Annotated in this window: 18 protein-coding genes; 5 read left to right on the top strand and 13 right to left on the bottom strand. The window is 74.1% G+C overall.

What is annotated here, in order from left to right:
- Positions 1-7 precede the first annotated feature (7 nt).
- From PS271_RS17310 to PS271_RS17285, 6 genes are all read right to left on the bottom strand, one after another.
- The gene (locus PS271_RS17310; RefSeq protein ID WP_398382742.1) at positions 8-1978 is read right to left on the bottom strand and encodes a cell division protein PerM; all 1971 of its coding nucleotides are present in this window, start codon (positions 1976-1978) and stop codon (positions 8-10) included.
- Positions 1979-2185: 207 nt separating this feature from the next.
- Positions 2186-3070, bottom strand: a complete 885-nt coding sequence (gene sucD, locus PS271_RS17305; RefSeq protein WP_398382741.1) for a succinate--CoA ligase subunit alpha — start codon at positions 3068-3070, stop codon at positions 2186-2188.
- A gap of 20 nt (positions 3071-3090) precedes the next feature.
- On the bottom strand, positions 3091-4269 hold the full coding sequence (gene sucC / locus PS271_RS17300) for an ADP-forming succinate--CoA ligase subunit beta (RefSeq protein WP_367135169.1): 1179 nt from the start codon (positions 4267-4269) through the stop codon (positions 3091-3093).
- A gap of 227 nt (positions 4270-4496) precedes the next feature.
- Complete coding sequence (locus PS271_RS17295; protein ID WP_398382740.1) at positions 4497-5711, bottom strand: VWA domain-containing protein; 1215 nt, start codon at positions 5709-5711, stop codon at positions 4497-4499.
- On the bottom strand, positions 5708-8242 hold the full coding sequence (locus PS271_RS17290; protein WP_398382739.1) for a DUF5682 family protein: 2535 nt from the start codon (positions 8240-8242) through the stop codon (positions 5708-5710). Before PS271_RS17290 ends, PS271_RS17295 begins: the two co-directional genes overlap by 4 nt.
- The gene (locus tag PS271_RS17285; RefSeq protein WP_398382738.1) at positions 8239-9363 is read right to left on the bottom strand and encodes an ATP-binding protein; all 1125 of its coding nucleotides are present in this window, start codon (positions 9361-9363) and stop codon (positions 8239-8241) included. Before PS271_RS17285 ends, PS271_RS17290 begins: the two co-directional genes overlap by 4 nt.
- 127 nt (positions 9364-9490) lie before the next feature.
- On the opposite strand from PS271_RS17285, the gene PS271_RS17280 reads away from it, so the two are divergent.
- Both PS271_RS17280 and PS271_RS17275 read left to right on the top strand, forming a co-directional pair.
- Positions 9491-10894, top strand: a complete 1404-nt coding sequence (locus tag PS271_RS17280) for an SWIM zinc finger family protein (protein ID WP_398382737.1) — start codon at positions 9491-9493, stop codon at positions 10892-10894.
- Between the two features lie 362 nt (positions 10895-11256).
- Positions 11257-12810, top strand: a complete 1554-nt coding sequence (locus PS271_RS17275) for a DUF5691 domain-containing protein (RefSeq protein WP_398382736.1) — start codon at positions 11257-11259, stop codon at positions 12808-12810.
- Positions 12811-12823: 13 nt separating this feature from the next.
- Here PS271_RS17275 and icmB read toward each other — a convergent pair whose 3' ends face one another.
- A complete protein-coding gene (gene icmB, locus PS271_RS17270; RefSeq protein WP_367135157.1) occupies positions 12824-13237 on the bottom strand; it encodes a coenzyme B12-dependent isobutyryl CoA mutase small subunit in 414 nt (137 codons plus the stop codon).
- A gap of 354 nt (positions 13238-13591) precedes the next feature.
- Between icmB and PS271_RS17265 the strand changes: the two genes are divergently transcribed.
- Together PS271_RS17265 and PS271_RS17260 are read left to right on the top strand one after the other, a co-directional pair.
- Complete coding sequence (locus tag PS271_RS17265; protein WP_398382735.1) at positions 13592-14464, top strand: esterase/lipase family protein; 873 nt, start codon at positions 13592-13594, stop codon at positions 14462-14464.
- Positions 14465-14641: 177 nt separating this feature from the next.
- Complete coding sequence (locus tag PS271_RS17260) at positions 14642-16369, top strand: M23 family metallopeptidase (protein WP_398382734.1); 1728 nt, start codon at positions 14642-14644, stop codon at positions 16367-16369.
- A gap of 54 nt (positions 16370-16423) precedes the next feature.
- Here PS271_RS17260 and pcrA read toward each other — a convergent pair whose 3' ends face one another.
- Positions 16424-18901 carry a DNA helicase PcrA gene (gene pcrA / locus PS271_RS17255; RefSeq protein ID WP_398382733.1) on the bottom strand — a complete coding sequence of 826 codons (2478 nt, stop codon included), beginning with the start codon at positions 18899-18901 and terminating at the stop codon, positions 16424-16426.
- A 94-nt stretch (positions 18902-18995) separates the two neighbouring features.
- Positions 18996-19349 (bottom strand): hypothetical protein, encoded by a 354-nt coding sequence (locus tag PS271_RS17250; protein WP_194959684.1) that lies wholly within the window; start codon positions 19347-19349, stop codon positions 18996-18998.
- A gap of 320 nt (positions 19350-19669) precedes the next feature.
- Here PS271_RS17250 and PS271_RS17245 point away from each other — a divergent pair, with 320 nt between their 5' ends.
- Entirely contained in the window at positions 19670-20731 is a 1062-nt protein-coding gene (locus tag PS271_RS17245) for a C40 family peptidase (protein ID WP_398386899.1), read from the top strand.
- A gap of 33 nt (positions 20732-20764) precedes the next feature.
- Here PS271_RS17245 and PS271_RS17240 read toward each other — a convergent pair whose 3' ends face one another.
- The 4 genes from PS271_RS17240 to PS271_RS17225 form a co-directional block, all read right to left on the bottom strand.
- Positions 20765-21880 (bottom strand): alpha/beta hydrolase, encoded by a 1116-nt coding sequence (locus PS271_RS17240; protein ID WP_398382732.1) that lies wholly within the window; start codon positions 21878-21880, stop codon positions 20765-20767.
- A 218-nt stretch (positions 21881-22098) separates the two neighbouring features.
- Complete coding sequence (locus PS271_RS17235) at positions 22099-22782, bottom strand: LuxR C-terminal-related transcriptional regulator (protein WP_367135145.1); 684 nt, start codon at positions 22780-22782, stop codon at positions 22099-22101.
- Complete coding sequence (locus tag PS271_RS17230) at positions 22779-24059, bottom strand: PspC domain-containing protein (RefSeq protein ID WP_398382731.1); 1281 nt, start codon at positions 24057-24059, stop codon at positions 22779-22781. Before PS271_RS17230 ends, PS271_RS17235 begins: the two co-directional genes overlap by 4 nt.
- Positions 24060-24119: 60 nt before the next feature.
- Positions 24120-25880: a serine/threonine-protein kinase gene (locus PS271_RS17225; RefSeq protein ID WP_398382730.1), complete on the bottom strand. Its 1761-nt coding sequence runs from the start codon at positions 25878-25880 to the stop codon at positions 24120-24122.
- Positions 25881-25937: the final 57 nt, after the last annotated feature.

Raw genomic sequence — 25937 nt, 5'->3', positions numbered from 1 at the left:
GAACCGGTCAGCGGCGGTCGCGGTTCGCGGCGTCGCGGGGTTCGAAGTCCGGGACCAGGCCGCCGCCGAATTCCCGTAGTGCCGCCCAGCGCACCTGCCGCGCCCGCGAGTCGTGCCAGGCCGGTACGACCGTTCCCGCCCGGGCCGCCTGGGGCCGTGCCCCCTTCGGCCGGGCGCGGCGGCCGAACCAGCCGCGCCGCTCCCCCCGGGCCTCCGGCCCGCACGCCGCGGCCGGCGCCGCCGGGAAGGGCGCGGGCGCAGGCCGTACGGGAAGCGCCTCCACCGGCGTACGGGTGGCGAACGACAGCGTCGGCGTGTCGGCACAGGCGCCGGCTCCCCGGACGGCGCGGGGCGGCCCGAAGCCCAGCCACGCCCCGACCGCCCGCGCGGCCCGCGCACCGGTCCACCAGCGCCCGCGGCCCCGCCCACGCCGCTCGTGCCGCTCCGGACGCACCCGCCGGTGGGCACCCGCGGGGATCCGTACGGACGACGCCGCGGGGCGCGCGGACCCCGAGGACATCGCGGCCGCACCCGCCAGGGCGACGGCTCCCACCGGGCGGGCAGGGACGGCGGCAGCGGCCTCCACGGGCCGCTCGACCGGCATGCCGCCCAGCGCGATCCGCCGCCGCAGCCACCGCAGCACCAGCGCCCCCGGCACGCTCACGACCGTCGTCCAGGCGAGCGCGGCCGCGCCGACGAGCCGGCACGAGGGCCCGAACGTGGCGAGGACGGACGCGCCCAGCGAGCCGCCCGCCGCGTAGGCCAGGAGGGTGACGGCCAGGGCGCAGAAGACGGAGCCGAGGGCGGCGATGCCCGCGGTCTCGCCGGCCCCGCTCCGCGCGAGGTCCGCGGAGCGCCGCGGCACGGCGGCGTAGGCGACGGTCGTTCCGGCCGCGAGGCTCACCGCGGCCGAGGCGGCGAGGGGCAGCGGCTCGGCGGGGCCCGGCGTGGGGAGGATCGCGAAGAGCGGGAAGGACGGCAGCAGCGGGTAGGCCGTGATCCCGAGGGGCGCGACCGCGCCGGCCGTGCCGACGGCGAAGCCCGGCCCGAGCCCGTAGGCCGCGGCCCAGACCACGGCGTTGGGCAGCAGCGCGAGGCACAGCAGGAGCACCGCGGCGCGGCCCGACCAGGCCGCCGTGATCTGGAGGAGGGACTCGCGGGCGGCGCCCGCGTGGACGGCGAGGGAGCCCGCGAGGAGGACGGCCGCGCCGCTGAGCAGGACGACGGTGCCGGCCGTCGCGGCGCCGGCGGCCGCCGCGACCCGGTCCCGGGTGAACCAGCCCCGCAGCCGCGCGGGGACGCCGGCGAGCGCACGCCGCACGAACGGCGGCGGCGTCCCGCAGGGGAAGCCCAGCGCGGCCCATGTCCCGGCGGCTACGGACGCGCCCGCGACGACCGGGACGTGCAGCAGGGCGCTCAGCGGCTCGACGCGTACGGGGCCGGAGGAGGCGTAGACGACGGCGCCCACGGAGACGAGCAGATAGCCGCCGAGGAGGGTCAGGGCGGCCCTGCGCGGGGCGGGCCCGGGGAGGGCCGGCCGGGGAGCGGCAGCCGGCTCCTCGATGCCCAGCAGCATGACGTCCGGGTACGGAGCCTCGTCCTCTTCGTCCGCGGGCTCCTCCGGCGGCTCCAGGGCGTGCCGCGCGGCGCGGTAGAGCAGCCAGCAGGGCAGGACGGTCAGCAGCATCGGGGTGAGGCCGATCGGGGCGGGCGCCCCGGTGAGGGTGTCGGTGCGGACGAGGTCGGCGCCGTGCGCGAGCAGCCACAGGCCGGCGGCGGAGCGCAGGGCCTCGCCCGCGCCGCCGTCCGGGTACGGCGAGGTGATCCACAGCAGCAGGACGACCACGGCCAGCGCCCCGAGCCCCAGGCCCGCGGCGATCGCCCCGCCGACGAACACCGTTCCCGCAGGTGGCGGCGCGCTCGCGGCGGGCCGGCCGGGCGCGGGCAACGGCGGGACGTGCTCGGCATCTTGGGTCACATGGTCATGCTGCCAAGAACACGGCTTTCGTTCGGGTAGCAGGTAAATGACCGTCGTGTCGCTTTTGATACCCGGATAAACCTATTTGCCGGAGATTGGCCTCAATGGCTCTCGGGCCGGGCCGGAACCCCGCCCCGGAACGCGCACGGGCCCGCGCCCCTCGCGGGGTGCGGGCCCGTGCTGCGGAACCGTCAGGAGCCGTCAGGCTCAGGCGCCCAGCGCGGCGCGCGCGAGGCGGGCCGTCTCGGACGGGGTCTTGCCGACCTTCACACCGGCGGCCTCCAGGGCCTCCTTCTTCGCCTGGGCGGTGCCGGACGAACCGGAGACGATGGCGCCGGCGTGGCCCATGGTCTTGCCCTCGGGCGCGGTGAAGCCCGCCACGTAGCCGACGACCGGCTTGGTGACGTTGGCCTTGATGAAGTCCGCGGCACGCTCCTCGGCGTCGCCGCCGATCTCGCCGATCATCACGATCAGCTCGGTCTCCGGGTCGGCCTCGAACGCGGCGAGCGCGTCGATGTGCGTGGTGCCGATGACCGGGTCGCCACCGATGCCGACGGCGGAGGAGAAGCCGATGTCACGGAGCTCGTACATCATCTGGTAGGTCAGCGTGCCGGACTTGGACACGAGACCGATGCGGCCGGGCTTGGTGATGTCGCCCGGGATGATGCCGGCGTTGGACTGGCCCGGGGTGATGAGACCGGGGCAGTTCGGGCCGATGATGCGGGTCTTGTTGCCCTTGGCCTGCGCGTACGCCCAGAAGGCGGCGGAGTCGTGGACCGCGATGCCCTCGGTGATCACGACGGCCAGGCCGATCTCGGCGTCGATCGCCTCGATCACGGCGGCCTTGGCGTGCGCCGGCGGGACGAAGACGACGGTGACGTCAGCACCGGTCTTCTCCATCGCATCGGCGACCGAGCCGAAGACCGGCACGGCGGTGCCGTCGAAGTCGACCTCGGTGCCGGCCTTGCGCGGGTTCACGCCACCGACGATGTTGGTGCCGTCGGCCAGCATGAGCTTGGTGTGCTTCATGCCCGTGGCGCCGGTCATCCCCTGGACGATGACCTTGCTGTCCTTGGTGAGGAAGATAGCCATGGTTGTGGAGTCCTCGTCCCTTACTTAGCCGCAGCCAGCTCGGCGGCCTTGTCGGCCGCGCCGTCCATGGTGTCCACGCGCTGGACCAGCGGGTGGTTGGCGTCGGACAGGATCTTGCGACCCAGCTCCGCGTTGTTGCCGTCGAGGCGCACGACCAGCGGCTTGGAGACGTCCTCGCCCTTGCTCTTGAGGAGCTCCAGGGCCTGGACGATGCCCTTGGCGACCTCGTCGCACGCGGTGATGCCACCGAAGACGTTGACGAAGACGGACTTGACGTCCGGGTCGCCGAGGATGATCTCAAGACCGTTCGCCATGACCTCGGCGGAGGCGCCGCCACCGATGTCGAGGAAGTTGGCGGGCTTGACGCCGCCGTGGTTCTCACCGGCGTACGCGACGACGTCGAGGGTCGACATGACCAGACCCGCGCCGTTGCCGATGATGCCGACCTGGCCGTCGAGCTTGACGTAGTTCAGGCCCTTGGCCTTGGCGGCCGCCTCGAGGGGGTTGGCCGCGGCCTTGTCCTCCAGGGCCTCGTGCTCCGGCTGGCGGAACTCGGCGTTCTCGTCGAGCGAGACCTTGCCGTCGAGGGCGATGACGTCGCCGCTCGCGACCTTGGCCAGCGGGTTGACCTCGACGAGGAGGGCGTCCTCGGCGACGAAGGTCTTCCACAAGGTCACCATGACCTCGGCGACCTTCTCGGCGACCTCGGCCGGGAACTTCGCCAGGGCGACGATCTCGCGGGCCTTCTCGATGCTGACGCCCTCGATGGCGTTGACCGGGACCTTCGCGAGCTTCTCGGGGGTCGTCGCGGCGACCTCCTCGATGTCCATGCCGCCGGCGACGGACGCCATGGCGAGGAAGGTGCGGTTGGTCCGGTCGAGGAGGTACGAGACGTAGTACTCCTCGAGGATCTCGGGAGCCGTCTCGGCAATCATGACCTTGTGGACCGTGTGGCCCTTGATGTCCATGCCGAGGATGTCCGTCGCGCGGGCGACGGCCTCGTCCGGCGTGGCGGCCAGCTTCACGCCGCCGGCCTTGCCGCGGCCACCGACCTTGACCTGGGCCTTGACGACAGACTTGCCGCCCAGCCGCTCGGTCGCCGCGCGGGCGTCCTCAGGCGTGTCAATGACTTCACCGGCCAGCACCGGTACACCGTGCTTGGCGAAGAGGTCCCTCGCCTGGTACTCGAACAGGTCCACGCGCGTCCGTCCCTTTTCCATGGATATCGCGGTTCGTTGTCTTCTGCGCGGGCGTGCCGCAAGGCAGCGTGACGACGCGATCTTTTACGAGGGCGGCACACGTTCACCGTTGACGCGGCATGTCCGTCTCGCAGGTTATCCCCGCCGGAGGGGCGGCCCTAAATCACAGGTCACACTACGGCCGTGATTACGCTCACAGATCGCGACGGAATCCGTACGCATCCGGCCTACGGAGCGTGCGCGGCCGGTATCCCGGCGGCCGGGTCGGGCACGGGCAGCGGGCGCTTCTCCAGGGCCGCGGCCATCACCTCCGGGAAGAGGTCCGGGGTGCAGGCGAAGGCGGGAGCGCCGAGGGCCGCCAAGGCCGCCGCGTGCTCGCGGTCGTAGGCCGGGGCGCCCTCGTCGGAGAGGGCGAGCAGCGTCACGAACTGCACGCCGGCCGCCTTCATGGCCGCCACCCGTTTGAGCATCCCGTCCCGGATCCCGCCCTCGTAGAGATCACTGATGAGGACCACGACGGTTTCCGCCGGGCGGGTGATGCGGGACTGGCAGTAGGCGAGCGCCCGGTTGATGTCGGTGCCGCCGCCGAGCTGGGTGCCGAAGAGGACGTCGACCGGGTCGGACAGCTGGTCGGTGAGGTCCACGACGGAGGTGTCGAAGACGACGAGGCGGGTGTCGAGGGAGCGCATCGAGGCGAGGACGGCGCCGAAGACGGAGGCGTAGACGACGGAGGCGGCCATGGAGCCGGACTGGTCGATGCAGAGGATCACGTCCTTCTTCACCGACCGCGCGGCCCGGCCGTAGCCGACGAGGCGCTCGGGGACGACCGTGCGGTACTCGGGCAGGTAGTGCTTGAGGTTCGCCCGGATGGTGCGGTCCCAGTCGATGTCGCGGTGGCGGGGGCGGCTGATGCGGGCCGAGCGGTCGAGGGCGCCGGTGAGGGTGGCGCGGGTGCGCGCGGCCAGGCGCTTCTCCAGGTCCTCGACGACCTTGCGGACCACGGCCCGGGCGGTCTCCTTCGTCGTCTCGGGCATCGCCTTGTGGAGGGAGAGCAGCGTGCCGACGAGGTGGACGTCGGCCTCGACGGCCTCCAGCATCTCGGGCTCCAGGAGCAGGGCCGACAGGCCGAGCCGGTCGATGGCGTCGCGCTGCATCACCTGAACGACGGAGGCCGGGAAGTACGTACGGATGTCCCCCAGCCAGCGGGCGACGCGGGGCGCGGAGCCGCCGAGGCCGGCCTCGCGCGGGCCGGAGCCCTGGGCGGCGGGGTCTCCCTGACCTCCGTAGAGCGCTTCGAGGGCGCGGTCCATGGCGCTGTCGGCGCCGCTGAGGGCGGCGAGCCCGCCGCCGGTGCGCTCGGCGGGGTCGGCGCCGAGGACGAGCCGCCAGCGGCGGAGGCGCTCGGCGGCGGGGTCGGTACGGGTCGTGGCCTCTGCGGTCATCCTCGGGATCCCCCTCTGTTGTCTGCCATGCCGAGCAGCAGGTGCATCGTCGGCAGCACTGCCGCCGCGCGTTCCTCGTCGAGGCGTGTCCCGCTGCCGCGGGGCGGCGTTCCCGCCGTCCCCGGCCCGCCCCGGCGGATCTGCTGACCCACCGCACGGCGCGTTCCCTGGTCGAACGACGAGAAGGTGCGGCGCAGCAGGGGCAGGACACCGGCGAAGGCGCCGGCCGGCACGCCGGTGAGCCAGTCGTCGATGAGGGCGAGCAGGCGCTCGTCGTGGACGAGGAGCATGCCGCCGGGCCCGCCGCTGCCGAGGAACCCCTCGATCCAGGCGGCGGCCTCGGCCGGCTCCGTACCGGCGGAGAGGGCGAGCCCCATGAGCCGGGCGGCGCGCCCGCCGGGAAGCAGCCCGTCGTCGAGCAGCAGCCGTACGGCCCGCCCGCGGATCCCGCCGGGCAGCCCGTCCCGCCCGGCGAGCACGCCGAGCACGGCGGCCCAGCGGTGCCGGAGGGCGGACGGGGCGGCGCCGCCCCGGGGGTGACAGCTCGCACCGGAGCGGGTGCCGGGGCCGGGGCCGGGGCCGGGGCCGACGCTGGTGCCGGAGCCGGTGCCGGCTTCCGTGACGGCTCCGGCCGCGTTGTCAGGCCCCGGGCCTGCCCCGGACTCCGGGCTGCTGCGTCCCTCCGGGACGGGCCCCCGCTCCGCGGCCAGCAGGCCCACCGCCTGGTGAACCTCGTCCACCAGATCCCGCATGGTCGCCGCGGCGTCCGCGTCAAGGCCCGCACACGCGGCGGGAAGGCCGACGAAGACCCGCTCGGCGAGGCCTTCGGCCACCTCGCCGAGCGCCGCGGTGCCCGTGCGGCGGACGTCGCCGTAGCGCACGGCGCGGACGAGGGCGGGGAGGGCCTTGGCGAGGTGGGCGACGTCCGTGTCGAGCGCGGCGCGGTCGGCCAGGGCGCGCATCACGGTGGGCAGCGCGCCGGACAGGCCGGCGAGCAGGCAGTGCTCGGCGAGGGCCGTGACCTCGGCGAGGGAGGCGGCTCCTGCGGCCCGGGACTCGGCCTTGGCGGTGGCCGCGGCGTGCACGGTCGTGCCCCAGGCGGAGGCTTCGGCGACCCGGACCGCCAGCTCGGGCTCCCAGCTCAGCCGCCAGGACTCGCGGAAGGTGCCGGTCCCCCCGCGGGGGCGGACGGGCTCGCCCCAGTCGACGCCGAGGAGCCGCAGCCGGTGGAGCAGGCGGCTGCGCGCGGCGTCGGTGTCCTTACGCAGGTCGAACTCCCGGTCGCGGGCGTCCGCTTCGGGCTTGAGGCGCAGGCTGCGCTGGAGGCCGGCGAGGTCGCGCTGGAGGGGCGTGGCGGGGGCCGTGTCGGGGACCTCGCCGAGGACGTTGCCGACGACGAGCCGGTCCCGTACGAGCGCGAGCGGCACGTCGGAGCCGTCGCACATCACGGCCCTGACGGCGTCGGTGGTCTCGGTGAGCCCGGCGAGCGGGCGTCCGCGCAGCGCGGCGAGGGTGCCGGCGAGCCGGACGGCCTCGATGACGTGGGCGGAGGAGACGGGGAAGTCCTCGTCCCGGAGCAGGCGGGCGACCTTGGTCAGCCAGCGTTCGAGCGGGCGGTCGGGGGCGTGGAAGAGGTGGCCGTACCAGCCGGGCGAGTCGATGCCGGCGCCGTAGCCGCTGTGGCGGGAGAGCCGCCGGTGGGTCCAGGGGACCCAGCTGAGCTCGGCTTTGACCTTGGGCAGGCCCTTGAGGGCCTGCCGGTCGGCGGTGACGGTCCGCTTCACGGCGAGGGCGGGGACGTGCCAGGCGCCGCAGACGACGGCGATGCCGTCGCCGAACTGCCGCCGGGCGTCGCGGATCCTGAGCCGCATGTGGGCTTCGCGGACGAAATCCCGCGCGCCGTCGGAGCCGTCGCTGTCGCCGTCGCTCTCACCGCATGCGGTCCGCAGCTCGGCCATGGCGTCGGCGAGCGCGGCGAAGGGCGCGAGGGCGTCACCGCCGTCCGCGCCGCGGCGGTGCTCGACGGCGTCCTCCCACCACAGCTCGGGGTCGTCGTACCCGGCGGCCGCGGCGAGCACGGCGAGGGGGTCGGTGCGGGGGGCGGCGTGCGGGGCGGGGGTGCCGGACGGCTCCGGGCCGGGGCGCGGCTCTTCGTCCCGGCCGTCGCCCCTGTCCCCGTCCCCGCTCAGCGCGAGCGTGTGCGCCGCGGGCAGGTCGATGAACCGTACGGGCACCCCGTGCGCGAGGGCCCAGCGGATCGCCACCCACTCCGGGGAGAACCCGGCGAGCGGCCAGAACGCGGCGCGGCCCGGGTCGTCCGCCGCGTGGGCGAGCAGGGCGACGGGCGGCCGCATGCCCTCCTCGTCCGCGAGGTGGACGATCGCGTCGGCCTCGGGCGGGCCCTCGACGAGCACGGCCGCGGGCCGGCACTGCTCCAGGGCGGCCCGTACGGCCCGCGCGGAGCCGGGGCCGTGGTGGCGGATGCCCAGCAGGAAGGGACCGGTGCCGGTGCCGGCGCCGGGGCGGGTCACGCGGAGACCTCGCGGCAGGCGCGGTAGAAGTCCTTCCAGCCGTCGCGCTCGCGGACGACGGTCTCCAGGTACTCCTGCCAGACGAGCCGGTCCGCGGCCGGGTCGCGGACGACCGCGCCGAGGATGCCCGCGGCCACGTCGCCCGCGCGCAGCACGCCGTCGCCGAAGTGGGCGGCGAGGGCGAGGCCGCCGGTGACGACGGAGATCGCCTCGGCCGTGGAGAGCGTGCCCGAGGGCGACTTGAGCTTCGTACGGCCGTCGGTGGTGACGCCGTCGCGCAGCTCGCGGAAGACGGTGACGACGCGCCGGATCTCGTCGGCGCCGTCGGGCACGGACGGCAGGTCGAGGGAGCGGCCGATCTGGTCGACGCGCCGGGAGACGATGTCGACCTCGTCCTCGGGCGTGGCGGGGAGGGGCAGGACGACGGTGTTGAAGCGGCGGCGCAGGGCGCTGGAGAGGTCGTTGACGCCGCGGTCGCGGTCGTTGGCGGTGGCGATCAGGTTGAAGCCGCGGACGGCCTGCACTTCCTCGCCCAGCTCGGGGATGGGCAGGGTCTTCTCGGAGAGGATGGTGATCAGAGTGTCCTGGACGTCGGCGGGGATGCGGGTGAGCTCCTCGACGCGGGCGGTCAGGCCCTGGGCCATGGCCCGCATGACCGGGCCGGGCACGAGCGCCTCGCGGCTCGGGCCGTGGGCGAGGAGCCGGGCGTAGTCCCAGCCGTAGCGGATGGCTTCCTCCGGGGTGCCGGCCGTGCCCTGGACGAGGAGCGTGGAGTCGCCGCTGACGGCGGCGGCCAAGTGCTCGGAGACCCAGGTCTTGGCGGTGCCGGGGACGCCGAGCAGGAGCAGGGCGCGGTCGGTGGCGAGGGTGGTGACGGCGACTTCGACGACGCGGCGCGGGCCCACGTACTTGGGCGTGATCACGGTGCCGTCGGGCAGGGTGCCGCCGAGCAGGTAGGTGGCGACGGCCCAGGGCGAGAGGCGCCAGCGCTCGGGGCGGGGCCGGTCGTCGGCGGCGGCGAGGGCCTTCAGCTCGTCGGCGAAGGCGTGCTCCGCGTGCGGTCGCAGGGCTTCGGATACGGGTGCGGATACGGGTGCGGATTCGGCTCCGGGCACGGTCACAAGTCCCCCTCGGTGTGCGGTTCCGGGATGCGTGAACCACCCTGCACCACCCCACTGACAACGGGCCGTGAGGTGTGGAAACCGCAGGTCAGGGCGATTGTCAGTGGGGGGTCCTAGCGTGTGGGGCATGAATCCGCAGGGGGATCGATGGACGGCGGAGACGGTGCTGGCACTGGCGCCTGACGCCGCGTCACGCAAGGCAGGGAGCAAGCTCGCGGTGCCCGGTCCGTGGTCGGGTGCGGGGGCGCGCCCGGAGGAGGGCGGGGGCGCGGTCTGGGGGGAGTGCTCCGGCAGCGGCAGCACGCCGTACCGCACGGTGGTGGATCTGTCCGGGGAGGGCGGGCCGGGCTTCAACTGTTCGTGTCCGAGCCGCAAGTTCCCGTGCAAGCACGCGCTGGGACTGCTGCTGTTGTGGGCTGCCGACGAGGCCGCGGTGCCGGTCACGCAGGATGCTCCGCCCGGCTGGGCGGGGCAGTGGCTGGACCGGCGGCGGCAGCGGGCCTCGCGGGCCGCCGAGGTGCCTGGCAGCGCGGGGCCGGGCGCCGCCGCGCCGGCGGCGCCCGCGGACGAGGAGGCGGCCCGGCGGCGAGGGGAGCGCCGGGCCACGCGGATCGCCGCGGGCATCACGGAGTTGGAGCAGCGGCTTACGGATCTGCTGCGCGGCGGGCTCGCGGCCGCGGAGGGTGCGGGCTACGGGCAGTGGGACGAGACGGCGGCCCGCATGGTCGACGCCCAGGCGCCGGGGCTGGCCTCGCGGGTACGGGAGTTGGCGGCGCTGCGGGGGGCCGGGGCGGACCGTGCGGGGCGGCTGCTGGAGGAGTGCGCCCTGCTGCACACCCTCAACCAGGGCTGGCTGCGCCTGGGTGAACTGCCCGATCCGCTGGCCGCGACGGTGCGTTCGCGGGTGGGCCTGACCACGGACGCCGCGGCGCTGCTCGCGTCCGGGCCGCCGGTCCGCGACCACTGGCTGGTCCTGGCCCAGCGGGACAGCGACGACGGCCGGCTGACCACGCGCCGCATCTGGCTCCACGGCCGCGGCTCGGGCCGGATGGCCGTGCTCCTCTCTTACGGGGCGGCCGGGCGGGCTCCCGAACTGTCGCTTCCTGTAGGCCTGTCCATCGACGCCGACCTCGTCTACTACCCGGCGGCCCGCCCGCTGCGGGCAGCACTCGGCACGCGTCACGCACCGCCCGTGGAGAGCCCCGGGCCGCCGCCGGGGGGCGGGGTGGAGGCGGCCCTCTCCGCGTACGGGGAGGCTTTGCGCGACGACCCGTGGCTGGAGGCGTGGCCGGTCGTCCTGGAGGGCGTGATCCCGGTCCCGCCGCCGCTGTCGCCGGAGGCGGGAAGCTGGCAACTGGCGGACGCGGAGGGCGAATCCGCCCTTGAGGTCGACCCAAGGCACCGGGACAGCCGGCCCCTGTGGCAACTGGCCGCGATATCGGCCGGCACCCCGATAACGGTCTTCGCGGAATACGGCCACGACGGCGCGACGCCGCTGGCCACGTGGGCCCCGGAACCAGTGCCACTCTGACGGCCGGGGGCCGTACGGCACCGCCGGACACCGCCGCGGGGGGCGAGGCCCGGACCCCAAGGCCCGCGACCCCTCGGTCACCCCGCCAGACCACACACCCCCGCCGCAACGGCGAGCAACCGCCCACAACCGACCCGGCGGTGCCGAACCCGCCCAGGCCGTACGGCACCGCCGGACACCGCCGCGATGGCTGATCACCGCCGCGGCGGAGGGATTTACCCCTGACCCACCCCTTTCCCGAAACCCCTGCGGGGGGCTGCGGGGCCGAGCCCAGCGCCCTTCCTCCCGCCGCGGCGGACATAAGAGGCCCGGCGGTGCCGGAATCGCTCAGGGCCTCCGGTACGCATACGAAAGGCAAGCGCATGGACCACATCTGGGACTCGCTCGTCGGGTCCGCTCTGCTCGGGACCGGGCGGCGGGTGCCGCCCGTGGTGGCCCGGGACGGGCAGGACGTGGCGGCGGCGTTGCTGGACGCCGCCGCGGTGGAGACCGTGCGGCGGCGCGCCGGGGCCGTGGCGGCCGTGGCGCGGGCCCGGCCGGAGCCGGCGCCGGAGGACGTACGGCCGCCGCTGCCCCCCGCGGCCCGGCGCCGCCTCGCCCTGCTGCTGGCCGGAGGCGGGCGCCGCGGCGCCGCCCCGGATCTCACGGAGCTGCTGCCCCAGTGGCTGGCCGCCGCCAACCGGCACGGCTACCAGGCGCCGAAGGCCCTGCTGCCCGCCCTCCTGGAGGCGGCCAGGGCCCGTACGGACCTGCGGCAGGAGGCGCTCGCGCTCGGCGGCCCGGGGGCCCGCTGGCTGGCCGGGCTCAACCCGCAGTGGAAGTACGCACTGCGGGGCCCTGCGGTCGCGGATCCCACGGACACGGCCGTGTGGGAGGAAGGACTGTTCGCCGAGCGAGCCGCGTTCCTCACCGCCGTACGGCGGCGTGACCCGGCGGCGGCCCGCGAGCTGCTCGCCGGCTCGTGGGCGACGGAGCGGGCCGAGGACCGCCTGATGTTCCTGGACGTGCTGCGCGAGCGGCTGTCCGCGGCGGACGAGCCGTTCCTGGAGGGCACCCTCTCCGACCGCAGCCGCAACGTCCGGGCGACCGCGGCGGAGCTGCTGTCCGCACTGCCGGGCTCGGCGCTCGCGGCCCGGATGGCGGACCGGGCCCGCAGCTGCGTGTCCCTGGACCGCACGGGCGCCGGCGAGGGCCCGAGGATCGTCGTGGAGGCGCCGCACGAGTGCGACAAGGGCATGCAGCGCGACGGCGTCGTCGTCAAGCCGCCGGCCGGGCGCGGCGAGCGCTCATGGTGGCTGAGCCAGATCGTGGAGGCGGCCCCGCTGGCGGCGTGGCGCGAGCGGTTCGGCGGCCGCGGCCCGGCGGAGATCGTGGCGCTGCCGGTCACCGACGGCTGGCAGCCGGAGCTGCACGCCGCCTGGTGCCGGGCCGCGGTCCGGCAGCGGGACGCGGAGTGGGCGCGGGCCCTGCTCGGCCCGGCGTCGGAGCCGCCCGCGGCGGAGGGCGCCTCGTGGAAGGACCCGGCGAAGCTGCTGTCGGCGCTGCCGGCGGACGAGCGGGCGGAGTGGGCCGCGGAGTTCGTCTCGGCGCACGGCCTGTCGGACGCGTTCCGGCTGCTGGGCGTGTGCGCCGTGCCGTGGGCGGAGCCGCTGGGCCGGGCGATCGTGGACGCCCTGGACACGGCCCGCGACGCCGGCGGCTATCCGTGGAGCTTCAGCGGGGTGATGGGCCTGGCCGAGCGCTGCCTGGACCCGGCGCAGGCCGACCGGCTGGAGGCGCTGACCCTGCTGCCGGAGGAGCCCTCCGCGGACGCCCCCGGGCATGCCGGGGCCGCCGCGTACTGGGCGGAGGCGTTCCAGCGCCTCATCGGCACGCTGCGGCTGCGGGCCACGATGCGGGCGGAGCTGGCGGGGTGACCCGCCGGGGCCGTCAGGCCTCCGCCGACTGGCGGACGTTCGCGTTGACCCACTCCACGATCGAGGCCGTCGTGGCCCCGGGAGTGAAGATCGCGGCGACGCCCTGCTCCTTCAGCGGTGCGATGTCCGCCTCGGGGATGATCCCGCCGCCGAAGACCTTGATGTCCTCCGCGTCGCGCTCGCGCAGCAGCTCCAGGACCTTGGCGAAGAGGGTGTTGTGGGCGCCGGAGAGGATGGACAGGCCGATCGCGTCGGCGTCCTCCTGGATCGCGGTGTCCACGATCTGCTCGGGGGTCTGGTGGAGGCCGGTGTAGATGACCTCCATGCCCGCGTCGCGCAGCGCCCGCGCGATGACCTTGGCGCCGCGGTCATGGCCGTCCAGCCCCGGCTTGGCCACCACTACGCGGATCGGACCGGTCACTCCCATCACTGCCTCCATGTACGACCGCCGGTAACCGGCGCCCAGGGATGTGAACGAACGTTATCTCCAGCATCCCGCACGCGGCCGTTTCGCGGTGCGGAGCGAGGGGGAAATCACACGTGGGACAACACGTCGCTACGCACCGTCCGCGCGCTTCCGCGTCTTACGGGTCGCCCAGCCACCCGCGTCGCCGGGGCGGCGAGTCTCCGGGCGGTCGCGAGGGGAGCCGCGGGTGAGGCCGCCGCACCACTGTGCCGACAGCCGCACGGCACAGCGGTGCGGCCGGCCGCGCGCAGCTGCCCGTGGGCGCACACGGGGGACGAGAGCCGCGCTTCCCGGGTGCCGTTCGGGAGGCCGGCCATGAGGACCAGAACCCTGCCGTTCATCACCATCCTCGCCGCACTGCTGCGGCCGTCGACCGCGCTCGTCCGGTCCTCGGTGCTGGAGCTGGCGATACTGACCGGCCATCTGCTGCTGTATCCGACCGGGGTGGTGCAGGAGCGGCCGCCGCCGCGCCGGGCGCTCCCCGCGCTTCCGGCCGCCGGCGACACGCCCGACACGCCCGCACTGCACGAATCCGTCGAAACAGAACAAGAAGGTCATCTGCCTGTTCTGTTGCTGCACGGCTTCATCGACAACCGTTCGGTGTTCGTGCTGTTGCGCAGATCCCTGCGCCGGCACGGCTGGAAGCAGGTCGAATCCCTCAACTACTCGCCCCTGACCTGCGACATCCGCACCGCGGCCCGCCTGCTGGGCCGGCACGTGGAGGACATCTGCGCCCGCACCGGGCAGCAGCGGGTCGACGTGGTCGGACACAGCCTCGGCGGCCTGATCGCGCGGTACTACATCCAGCGGATGGGCGGGGACGTGCGCGTCCGGGTCCTGGTCACGCTGGGCACCCCGCACGCCGGCACGCGCGCGGCATCGCTGCTGCCCGCGCATCCCCTTGTGCGCCAGATGCGCCCGGGATCGGACGTCGTCGCCGAACTCGCGGGCCCCGCACCGGATTGCGCAACGCAATTCATCAGTTTCTGGAGCGACCTGGACCCATTGATGGTGCCCGTGGAATGCGCGCGCATCGACCACCCGGATCTGAGCGCGCGCAATGTCCGCGTGACAGGCGTGGGGCACCTGGCACTGCCCGTGCACTGGGAGGTCGCGGCCGGCATACGACAGGCCCTGACCACGGAAGAAACGGCACAGGATGCTTCGGGAGCGGCCTCGGTCGCCTGAAAGTCGCCCGCAAACCGAACGCAAGTCGAACGTCAAATCGGTTTTCGGGGGTTCAGTCCGCCAAAAGGCGGCCAAATGCCCGGGCCCCCGCCGCCCGAAACGTGACGAAGATTGTCGCCGTACCGTACCGCCGGGTACAGTCGCCGCTAATTCTCCTCCCTCGGCGAAAGAGACGTGGTGGTGAACGACCGTCACCCGGCGGCGGGCCCCGGCCCGTCCGTCCCCGCTCAGGACGGCTCCTACGGGCACTACGCGTCGTACGGTCAGCAGAGCGCACCGCACAACTACACCGGGCACGACGGCTATGACAGCGGCCAGTGGGAGACCACGGGCTGGGGGCAGTCCCCGGACGGGGCCTGGGGGAGCAGCACCACCAGTCAGTGGGGCGCCACCGGCCAGACGCAGATCTGGGACTTCAGCGCCTACACCGCCGTGGACACCGGGCAGGCCGACTCCACCGGCCAGTGGGACACCTCGGGTGCCATCGCGACTCCCCCCACGGGCCAGTGGGACACGAGCGCCATGACGCCGAGCGCCTGGGGCGCGAACGGTGCCTACGACACCTCCGGGCACTGGGAGATGACCGGGCAGACCGACTTCTCCGCGGGGGCACAGGCGCAGGCGCAAGCCCAGGCGCACGCCCAGGGCCAGAGCTGGGACGCCGGCGGCACCGGGCAGTTCTCTTCCTGGGACACCGGCGCGGGGCAAGCCGCCACGACGGGTCAGTGGGAGACCTCCGGGCAGTGGGACACGTCCGGGCAGTGGGACACCTCGGGAGCCCAGAGCTGGGGGCACCGCCCGGACGAGGTCTGGGGGAGGGACACCGGCGCCGGGCAGACCCAGATCTGGGACACCAGCGCATACGCAGCCATGGACACCGGCCAGGGCCCCGAGGCCGGCGGCGAGCCGCAGCACGCCCCGACCCTCATGACCGACCTTTCCGGCATCGAGGCGATGGAGGCGGCCGCGGCCGGTACGGCGAGCGCCGCGGACCCGCAGGACTCCCCCGCCGGTGCCGTCGCGAACGCCGAGACGCAGGCCATGCTGTTCGTCCCCCCGGCCCGCGACGGCGACGTCCCGGCCCCGGGCGATGACACCCCCGGTGAGGCCCGCGCCCACGGCGGCGAGCCCCGCGGACGCGACGCCCACTCCCGGTCCGGCCGCCGCAAGAGCGCCCCGTCCCGCATCGGCTACCGCCCCCGCCGCAAGGCCCTGCTGACCGTCGCCGTGCCCTCGGCCGCCGTCATAGGGGTCGCCGGGATCGCCGCCGCGACCGTCTCCGGCGGCGGGCAGAGCGACAGCAAGCCCCAGGCGGCCTCCGCCCCGGACAGCGCCCCCGCCCCGGCCATGGCCAACAGCAAGCTGGACACCCAGCTCGCGAGCCTCAGCCACGGCGCCGACGACTTCGCGACCCGCGCCAACCGCACGCAGGAGCGCATCGACCTCAAGGCGCGCCAGGAAGCGGAGAAGAAACGTAAAGCGGAGGAAGCGGCCCGCAAGGAGGCCGAGCGGCCGAAGTACTCCCTCCCCGTCACGCAACATGGCCTCAGCGCCATGTACGGCCAGGCCGGCGTCAACTGGATGTCGGTCCACACAGGCATCGACTTCCCCGTCTCCTACGGCACGCCCGTCATGGCGGCCACGGACGGCACGGTCCGCACCCAGTACAACGTGGCCTACGGGAACATGGCCATAGTGACCTCGCCCGACGGGGTCGAGACCTGGTACTGCCACCTGAGCAGCACCAAGCTCCGGTCCGGCCAGGTCAAGGCCGGTGACGTCATCGCCTACTCCGGCAACTCCGGCAACTCCACCGGCCCGCACCTGCACTTCGAGGTGCGGCCCGGCGGCTCGGCCGTGGACCCCCTGCCGTGGCTGCGGGCGCACGGCTTCGACCCGACGTAGGCCCCCGGCACGGCCCGGCGCACCCGGCCCCGCCCGCCGGGGCGGGGGCTACGGCTACAGCTTCTCGACCGGGGCGTAGCGCAGGAGCAGCCGCTTCGGCTTCTCCTCGCCGAAGTCGACCGTGGCCTCTGCGTTGTCGCCGCTGCCCTTGACGGCGACGACGGTGCCGAGCCCGAACGAGTCGTGCGTGACGCGGTCGCCCACGGCCAGGGCCACCACCGGCCGGTCCTTCGCACGGCGCGTGGCGAAGCCGGACGGCCCCGCCTTGCGCGTCGTGAAGCCCGAGGTGATGCCCGCGCCCAGGCCGCCGCCCGAGCTCCCCGAGCCGATCGAGCTCATCGACGCCGACGGCTTCGAGGGGCCGGTGCGCCGCCACTCCACGTACTGGTCCGGGATCTCCTCCAGGAACCGCGACGGCGGGTTGTACGCGGGCTGGCCCCAGGCGCTGCGCATGCTCGCGCGCGTCAGGTACAGCCGCTCGCGTGCGCGGGTGATGCCCACGTAGGCCAGGCGGCGCTCCTCCTCCAGCTCCTTGGTCTGGCCGAGGGCGCGCATGTGCGGGAAGACGCCGTCCTCCATGCCGGTGACGAAGACGACGGGGAACTCCAGGCCCTTCGCCGTGTGCAGGGTCATCAGCGTGATGACGCCGCCGCCCTCCTCGTCCTCGTCGGGGATCTGGTCGGAGTCGGCGACGAGGGCGACCTTCTCCAGGAACTCGGCCAGCGTGCCGGGGTTCTCGCCCTCCTCGGAGGCGCGCTCCTGCTCGAACTCCAGGGCCACGGCCGCGAGCTCCTGGAGGTTCTCCACGCGGGTCTCGTCCTGGGGGTCGGTGGAGGACTGCAGCTCGGCGAGGTAACCGGTGCGCTCCAGGACCGCTTCCAGCACGGTGGCGGGGCCGGCGCCGGACTCGGCGATGGTGCGGAGCTCCTCCATCAGGACGTTGAAGCGCTTGACGGCGTTGGCCGAGCGGGCGGCCATGCCGTAGGCCTCGTCGACGCGGCGCAGCGCCTGCGAGAAGCTGATCTTCTCGCGCAGCGACAAGGCGTCGATCATGGCTTCGGCGCGCTCGCCGATGCCGCGCTTGGGCACGTTGAGGATGCGGCGCAGGGGGACGGTGTCCTCGGGGTTGGCGAGGACGCGCAGGTACGCCAGGACGTCGCGGACCTCCTTGCGCTCGTAGAAGCGCACGCCGCCGACGACCTTGTAGGGCAGGCCGACGCGGATGAGGATCTCTTCGAAGACGCGGGACTGGGCGTTGGTGCGGTAGAAGACGGCGACGTCGCCGGCCTTGGCGTCGCCGGCGTCCGTGAGGCGGTCGATCTCCTCGGCGACGAACTGGGCCTCGTCGTGCTCGGTGTCGGCGACGTAGCCGGTGATGGCGGGGCCGGCGCCGGCCTCGGTCCACAGGTTCTTCGGGCGGCGGCTCTCGTTGCGCTCGATGACCGCGTTGGCGGCGTTGAGGATCGTCTGCGTGGAGCGGTAGTTCTGCTCCAGGAGGATCGTCGTGGCGTCGGGGTAGTCCTCCTCGAACTGGAGGATGTTGCGGATCGTGGCGCCGCGGAAGGCATAGATCGACTGGTCGGCGTCGCCGACGACGCACAGCTCGGCCGGGCCCTCCTCGGGCGAGGACTCCGCGGTGCCGACGAGCTCGCGCACCAGGGTGTACTGCGCGTGGTTGGTGTCCTGGTACTCGTCGACCAGGACGTGCCGGAAGCGGCGGCGGTAGTGCTCGGCCACGTCCGGGAAGGCCTGGAGCAGGTGCACCGTGGTCATGATGATGTCGTCGAAGTCGAGGGCGTTGGCCTCGCGCAGCCGCGACTGGTACATCGCGTACGCCTCGGCGAGCGTCTTCTCGAACCCGTCGGCGGCCTGGGCGGCGAAGGCTTCCTCGTCGATGAGTTCGTTCTTGAGGTTGGAGATCTTCGCGCTGAACGACTTCGGCGGGAACTTCTTCGGGTCGAGGTCGAGGTCCCGGCAGACGAGCGCCATGAGCCGCTTGGAGTCGGCCGCGTCGTAGATCGAGAAGGAGGAGGTGAAGCCGAGCTTCTTGCTCTCGCGGCGCAGGATCCGCACGCACGCGCTGTGGAAGGTCATCACCCACATGGCGTTGGCCCGCGGGCCGACGAGCTGCTCGACGCGCTCCTTCATCTCGCCCGCGGCCTTGTTGGTGAAGGTGATCGCGAGGATCTGGCCGGGGTGCACGTGCCGGGCGCCGAGCAGGTGGGCGATGCGGTGGGTGAGCACGCGCGTCTTGCCGGAGCCGGCGCCGGCGACGATGAGCAGCGGGGAGCCCGTGTGCACCACGGCGGCGCGCTGCTGGTCGTTCATGCCCTCCAGCAGCGCGGCCGGGTCCACGACGGGCCGGTGGGCGCCGTCGCGGTAGTAGGCCTCGCGGGGGACGGGCACGTCGAACGCGCCCTGGAAGAGGTCGTGCGGCACCGGCTCCGGGGCCGTGTCCTCCGGGGGCGGGGGGTGCTCCTCGTCCGCGGGGCCGAGGTCCGCCAGGAAGCTGTCGTCAAAGAGGCTGCTCATCGCCTCCCGAGTCTAGGCGGCCCCACTGACACCCGGCCCCGCATTCACGGCGACAGTGGTCACCCCCACAGCCGGGGCGGGCGCCCGCCGCTGGTCACACCCACATCACCGCGATGAAGATGTTCGCCGCGGTGAGCGCGCCCACCGCACCGAAGACGGGGGCCGGGACCTTCTCGTCGTCGCGCTTGACGTAGACGAGGCCGAGGATCACCACCAGCAGCGCCAGCTTGGTGCCGAGCTTGACCATGTTGAGGGTGTCGTCCTGGGACTGGTGGAGGCCCACCAGGGCCACGCCGGTGACCAGCATGGTCAGCGCGCCGTGCAGCATGGCGGGCACCATGCGCGCCTCGCCCTTGCCCATGGCCTTCATCTGGGTCATGAAGCCGCCGAGCAGTGCGCCGATGCCGACGATGTGCAGGCCGACGACGGCGTGAATGAGTACGTCCATGGGGCCAGACCCTAGCCGGGGCCATATCACCCACCGGCAGCCAGGTGGGGCGCAATCGCCACTTCGGTCACGCGCAGCCTCCATCCCTCCGCGGGGGCGGGACCGACATGATCACCGCTCAGCGCGGGCCGATCGATTTCATCCACTACCGGTCATCGGCGTTCTGGAGCGTGACCTTGCGGAATAGCGTCCTGGCGCAGACGGCGGCGGTCCGCACGCTCCCCCCTCGTGGCGGGCCGCCGCCGGCACCGTCCGGCGGCGCCATTCCGGTCCCGCGGGCGGAGCAGGAACAGCAGGTCTGGAAGGAAGTGACGGCCGGCGTGGCAGCGCACCGCAAGCCAAGGCAGCACCCGCTCACCAGCAGCACCGTACGGACCGCGGCCGGTCTCGCCCTCGCGGGCGCCGCCACCGCCACGCTCCTCGACGGCACCGCGCAGGCCGCTCCCCCGCCCTCCACGGCCCAGCTCAGAGCCCGGGTCGACCAGTACTACCGCGAGGCCGAGGAGGCCACCGAGCACTACGACGGCGCCAAGGAGAAGGCCGACAAGGCCGAGGCCGACCTGGAGGGGCTGCGGGATCAGGCCGCCCGCCGGACCGAGCGGCTCAACGCTGCCCGCAACGCCCTGGGCTCCTACGCCACCGCCCAGTACCGCGAGGGCGGCATGCCGGCGAGCGTGCAGCTGATCCTGTCCTCCTCCCCCGGGCAGTACCTGGAGCGGGCCTCGCTGGCCCACCAGGCGGGCAGCAGGCAGGCCGTCGCCGTCAAGCGGTACGAGCGGGAGGTGCGGGAGGTGCAGCAGGTCCGTACGGCCGCCGACGCCCGCCTCGCGGAGCTCAAGCACGAGCAGGCCGACCTCGCCCGCCACAAGCACGCCGTCGAGGACAAGCTCGCGCAGGCGCGGCGCGTGCTGGCGGAGCTGCCGGACGAGGAGCGTGCCGCCGTGGAGCGCGGGGACGCCGCGGGGCCCGCCCCCGCCGCCCCCGCCGCCCGGGCCGACCGCTCGGAGCTCCGGGACGGCCTCCAGGCCCCCACGGAGCGGGCCGCGCGGGCGGTGGCGTTCGCGTACGCCGCGCTCGGCAGGCCCTACGTGTGGGGGGCGACCGGCCCCGCCGCCTTCGACTGCTCGGGCCTGACCCAGGCCGCCTGGCAGGCGGCCGGCGTCTCCCTGCCGCGCACCACGTACACGCAGATCAACGCGGGCCGGCGGGTCTCCAGGAGCGCGCTCGCCCCCGGCGACCTGGTGTTCTTCTACTCCGGCATCAGCCACGTCGGGCTCTACGTCGGCGGCGGGAAGATGATCCACGCCCCGCACCCGGGCGCGCCCGTACGGATCGCGCCGGTCGATGAAATGCCGTTCGCGGGGGCCGCCCGGCCTGTGTGACCGGCCTGTGTGATCAGCCCCTCAGGGCCGGGGCTACGACTTGATCTGGTGCGACAGCCACGTGAAGACGTCGGGGACCTGCCGCTTCCACACGGCCGTGCCGTGGCCGCCCGCACCCGCGGGCACCTTCGTCACCTGCACGGTCGTCGGCGGCTTGGCCGCCTGCTTGAGCGCCATGCCGCCCTGGTAGCCGTCGGCCTCCGCGCCGGAGACGAACAGCGCCACGCGCGGCGGCGTCTTGGCGCGCTCGAGCATCTTCAGCGGGTTGTTCTCGGCGCGCAGCTCGGGCGACTTCGCCGTCAGCGAGGAGGGCTCGCCGACGGGGTCGTTGTAGCCGGAGAGGCTCACGCCCGCGCGGTAGCGGTCGGGGTGGGCGACGGCCAGCTTGGCGGCGCAGTGCGCGCCCGCCGAGTAGCCCGCGACGGCCCAGCCGTCGGGCTTCTCCTGCGCGCGGAAGGTGTCCGTGACCATCTTGCGGACGTCGACGCTCAGCCAGGTGTCGGCGTTGACCTTGCCGGGGATGTTGGCGCAGCCGGTGTCGGTGTCGCCGAGGAGGGTGGTGCGGGGCGCGACGATGATGAAGGGCTCGACCTCGCCCTTCTTCATCATCGGCGCCAGCTGGGTGTTGACCTCCAGCGTGCCGAACCAGGCCTTCGCCGAGCCCGGGAAGCCCGGGAGGACCTCGACCACGGGGAACTTCTTGTCCTTGTACGCGGGGTCGTCGTACTGCGGCGGCAGCCAGACGTACACCTCGCCCTCGACGCCCGATATGCGGCCCTTGAGCTGGGTCTCCTGCACCCCGGGGCCCATCCGCTTGTCGGAGGCGGGCGTGAACTTCTGCGGGTGCTTGGGCGTCTCGTCGACCTTCTTGCCGCCGGTGCCGTCGGGGCCGAGGTCAGCCGCGGCCCGGACGTGGTCGCCGGTGCCGAGGAGGTCGTCCCAGTTGTCGAAGAGGCCGTTGGCGTTGTTGACGATCACGAACACCATGGTGATGGCGGTGACCTGCGCGAACAGCAGCATGAGCAGCCGTGCCGCCTGCCGTACGAGCTTCGGGCCGCCGATCCTGCTCCACAGCGCCAGGGGCAGGACGAGGGCCGTCACGACCAGCGCGACCGTGGTGAGGAGGAAGGGCGTCCCCGTCAGGCTCATCGGGCTCTCGTTTCGGATCTCGGGCCCCGCGCGGGGCCGGGGCCCTGCGTGCGTGAGAGCCTCTCGTCCGTTCAAGAGGGCCGGCGAGCCGGGGAGGTTCCTCGTCCTCCCCCGTACGGCGCACACATATCCGAATTCGGACCCGGCCGCCGGGGACAATCCGGAAGCCGGGGTCCGGACCGGGCCGGGGCCGGGCCCGGGTGCGGGCCGGCCGGGGCTCAGACCAGGCGGCGGGCGGTCGCCCAGCGGGTGAGCTCGTGGCGATTGGAGAGCTGGAGCTTGCGCAGCACCGCCGAGACGTGCGACTCGACGGTCTTCACCGAGATGAAGAGCTGCTTGGCGATCTCCTTGTACGCGTAGCCGCGGGCGATCAGGCGCAGCACCTCGCGCTCGCGCTGGGTGAGCCGGTCGAGGTCCTCGTCGACGGGCGGGGCGTCGGTGGAGGCGAAGGCGTCGAGGACGAAGCCGGCCAGCCGCGGGGAGAAGACGGCGTCGCCGTCCTTGACCCGGAAGACGGCGTCGACGAGGTCCGTGCCGGTGATGGTCTTGGTGACGTAGCCGCGGGCGCCGCCGCGGATGACACCGATGACGTCCTCGGCGGCGTCCGAGACGGACAGCGCGAGGAAGCGCACCGGGCGCTCGGCGTCGGCCATCAGGGAGGCGCTGCGGCGCAGCACCTCGACCCCGCCGCCGCCGGGCAGGTGGACGTCGAGCAGGACGACCTCGGGGCGGGTGGCGGTGATGACGGTGACCGCCTGGTCGACGTCGGCGGCCTCGCCGACGACCTCGACGCCCGTCCGGTCGGTGGCCCCGATCTCGGCCTGCACGCCCGTACGGAACATGCGGTGGTCGTCCACCAGCACGACCCGTGCGTGGCGCTGCACCGTCTCTTCGGTCGTCATGACGCGTTCTCCGCCCTCTCCATTTCCAGCTCCACTTCGGTTCCCCCACCGGGCACGGACCGCAGCCGGGCCGTGCCGCCGTTGCGCTGCATCCGGCCGATGATGGACTCGCGGACGCCCATGCGGTCGTCCGGCACCGCGTCCAGGTCGAAGCCGGGGCCGCGGTCGCGCACGGAAAGGAAGACCGTACGCCCCTCGACCTCGGCGTACACCTGGACGGCGCCGCCCTCGCCACCGTACTTGGCGGCGTTGACCATGGCCTCGCGGGCGGCTTGCATCTGGGCGGCGAGGCGCTCGTCGAGCGGGCAGTCGCCGACGACGACCACCTCTATGGGCACGCCGTGGTGGTCCTCGACCTCGGCGGCGGTGGCCTTGACGGCCTCGGCCAGGGTGTCGGGCTGCTCGGCGTCGTCCTTCCCGCGGCCCTCCGGGCGGTAGAGCCAGGCGCGCAGCTCGCGCTCCTGGGCGCGGGCCAGGCGGGCCACCTCGCGGGGATCCTCGGCGTTGCGCTGGATCAGGGTGAGGGTGTGCAGGACGGAGTCGTGGACGTGGGCCGCGACCTCGGCGCGCTCCTGGGCGCGGATGCGCATCGTGCGCTCGGCGGACAGGTCCTGGGTCATGCGGACGAGGGAGGGGCCCGCCAGCAGCGCTATGCCGACCAGCACGGCCAGGGAGGCCTGGAGGACCGTGCCGAGGTGCTCGGCGGAGCCCTGGAGGACGACGATGCCCGTCACGCCCGCGGCGGCGAGGACGACCCCGGCCGCGACGCGCGCGAGCGGCAGGACCCGCTTGCTGCGGCCGACCTGCATCCAGTGCGCCCGGCGGGCGTTGTCGGCCTGGCGCCAGACGAGGGCGACGCCGGCGCCGACCAGCAGCAGGGGCCAGATGTAGGCGTTGGCGCGGCCGAGGTGGAGGTTGTCCACGAAGATCGCGGCGCCGATGACCAGGGCCGCGAGGGCGACGACCTGCCCGCGGTCCGGCTTGCGGGCCAGGAGGCGCCGGCGGCCGTCGGGGGCCGTCTCGGCGGGCAGCGGGCGCGGGGCCTCGACGCCGCCCACGCCGAGCGGCACCACGAACCAGAACACCGCGTAGAGCACGGCGCCCATGCCCTGGGCCAGCAGCAGCGCGACGAAGACCAGGCGCACCCAGGACACGGGCAGGCCCAGGTGACCGGCGAGACCGCGCGCGACACCGCCGAACATGCGGCCCTCGGCGCTGCGGTAGAGCTTGCGCAGCGGCGGGGCGTCGGGGTGCTGCGGACGGGACGGCACGGTCATGTACTGATCGTCACATGTCCGCGGGGGCCCGGGCATCAGGGTTTGCCCCTGACGGGACCCCTAGTGGGCGGTGGTCCGGAAGCCGTCGCGGACCGCGTCGAAGACGGGGCTGTGCTTGTCCCACTCGGCCGCGGGCGCCGAGAGGTAGATCGCGTACTCCTTCTCGCCCGGCCGGCCGAACCCGAGGTCGGCGGCCCGGTAGTCGCGCGCCCGGCCCTTCCAGGAGAACTCCCAGATCGCCGCGGGCATCCCGCGGTACTCCGTGCTCTGCATGCGCCGCTGGTGGTAGCCGGGCAGCTTGCCCTCGCTGACGGACTTGGCCTCGTCGTCCTTCCAGCGCTGGAGGGGGTCGCTGCTCGCGAGGTCGAGGACGGAGACCCGCAGGCCCACCAGCCCGCTCGGGTCGACGTAGAGGATCTCGTTGCTGTCCTTGAGGTTCCCGCGCTTCCAGCCGTCCGGCACGGGGAAGGAGATGCCGGCCTCCTTCTCCGTCACCAGGTGGTAGCCGGGCGGCGGCGGCTTCGGGGCCGTGCTCGGGCTCGCCTTCCCGCTCGGGTGGGCGGAGGAAGCGTCGTGGGCGGGTGCGGCCTGGTTCGAGCTGTCGTCGTCCGCCTGCCCCTGGGTCAGGAAGAACGCGCCGGCCGCGACGCCCGCGACGGTGACGAGGGCCAGGGTGCTCCACAGGACGGGGCGGCGGCGGCCGGCGGCCTTGGCGGGGGCGGCAGGGGCCGGGGCCGGAGCCGGGGCCGCGGGGGCGGGTGCCGCGGCCTTCGTCGGCGCCGTCAGCTCGGTGGAAGCGCCAGGAAGGCCAGGAGCGGCGGGAGCGGCGGGCACGGCGGCAGCGGTGGGGGCTGTGCGGGCCGTGGCGGCGGTCGCCGTCATGGTGCCGCGGTCCGGCCGGTCGCCCCAGGGCGCGGGGCCGGGGGCGGCGGGCCGCGGCCCCGCGGCGGATATGTGCGCCGTGTCCGCCGCGGCCGCGGGCTCGCGCAGGATCTGCTCGGCCAGGTCGGCCGGGGGCCGCACGGCCGGGTCCTTGGCGAGCAGGGTCTCGATGAGCCGGGTGAGCTCGCCCGCGTTGCGCGGCGGCTCCAGGGGGTCCATGGCGATCGCGTACGCCGTCTCGACGGCGGTGTCCTTGCGGAACGGCGGGCGGCCCTCCAGGGCCTGGTACAGCGTCGCACCGAGCGCCCACAGGTCGGAGGCGGGCCCGGGCTTGGCGCCCTTGACGCGCTCGGGCGCGATGTAGTCGATCGAGCCGACCATCTCGCCGGTCTTGGTGAGCGTGGAGGTGCCGGTGGACTGGGCGATGCCGAAGTCGGTGAGGACGACCCGGCCGTCGTCGCCGAGCAGCACGTTGCCGGGCTTCACGTCGCGGTGGAGCACTCCGGCCGCGTGGGCCGCGCGGAGCGCCGCGATCATGCCGCGGCCGATGCGGGCGGCTTCCTCCGGGGTGATGGTGCCGTGCTTGAGGACGTCGCCGAGCGTCCTGGAGGGCACGTACTCCATGACGATGCAGGGCAGGCCGTGGTCGTCGACGACGTCGTGCACGACGACCACATTGGGGTGGGTGATCCGGGCGGCGCTGCGGGCCTCGCGGCGGGTGCGCTCGTAGAGGGTGGCGAGCTCGTCGTCGTCCAGGTACGGCGAGACGTGCAGCTGCTTGAGCGCGACCTGACGGTCGAGCAGCTCGTCCTGGGCACGCCAGACCGTGCCCATGCCGCCGCGGCCTATCCGCTCGGCGAGGCGGTACCGCCCGGCGACCAGCCGGCCCTGGTCCGGCCCTGGACCGGACGCCGCCTGCCCGGGCACTGACCCATCCACGCCGAACTCCTCCGGTTCCCCTGCTGTGCACTGTCGCGCCACGATATACGGCACCTT

Source organism: Streptomyces sp. SCA2-17 (assembly GCF_044336695.1).
The sequence above is the reverse complement of the archived record's forward strand: the minus strand, read 5'-3'. Positions and strand labels throughout refer to the sequence as shown.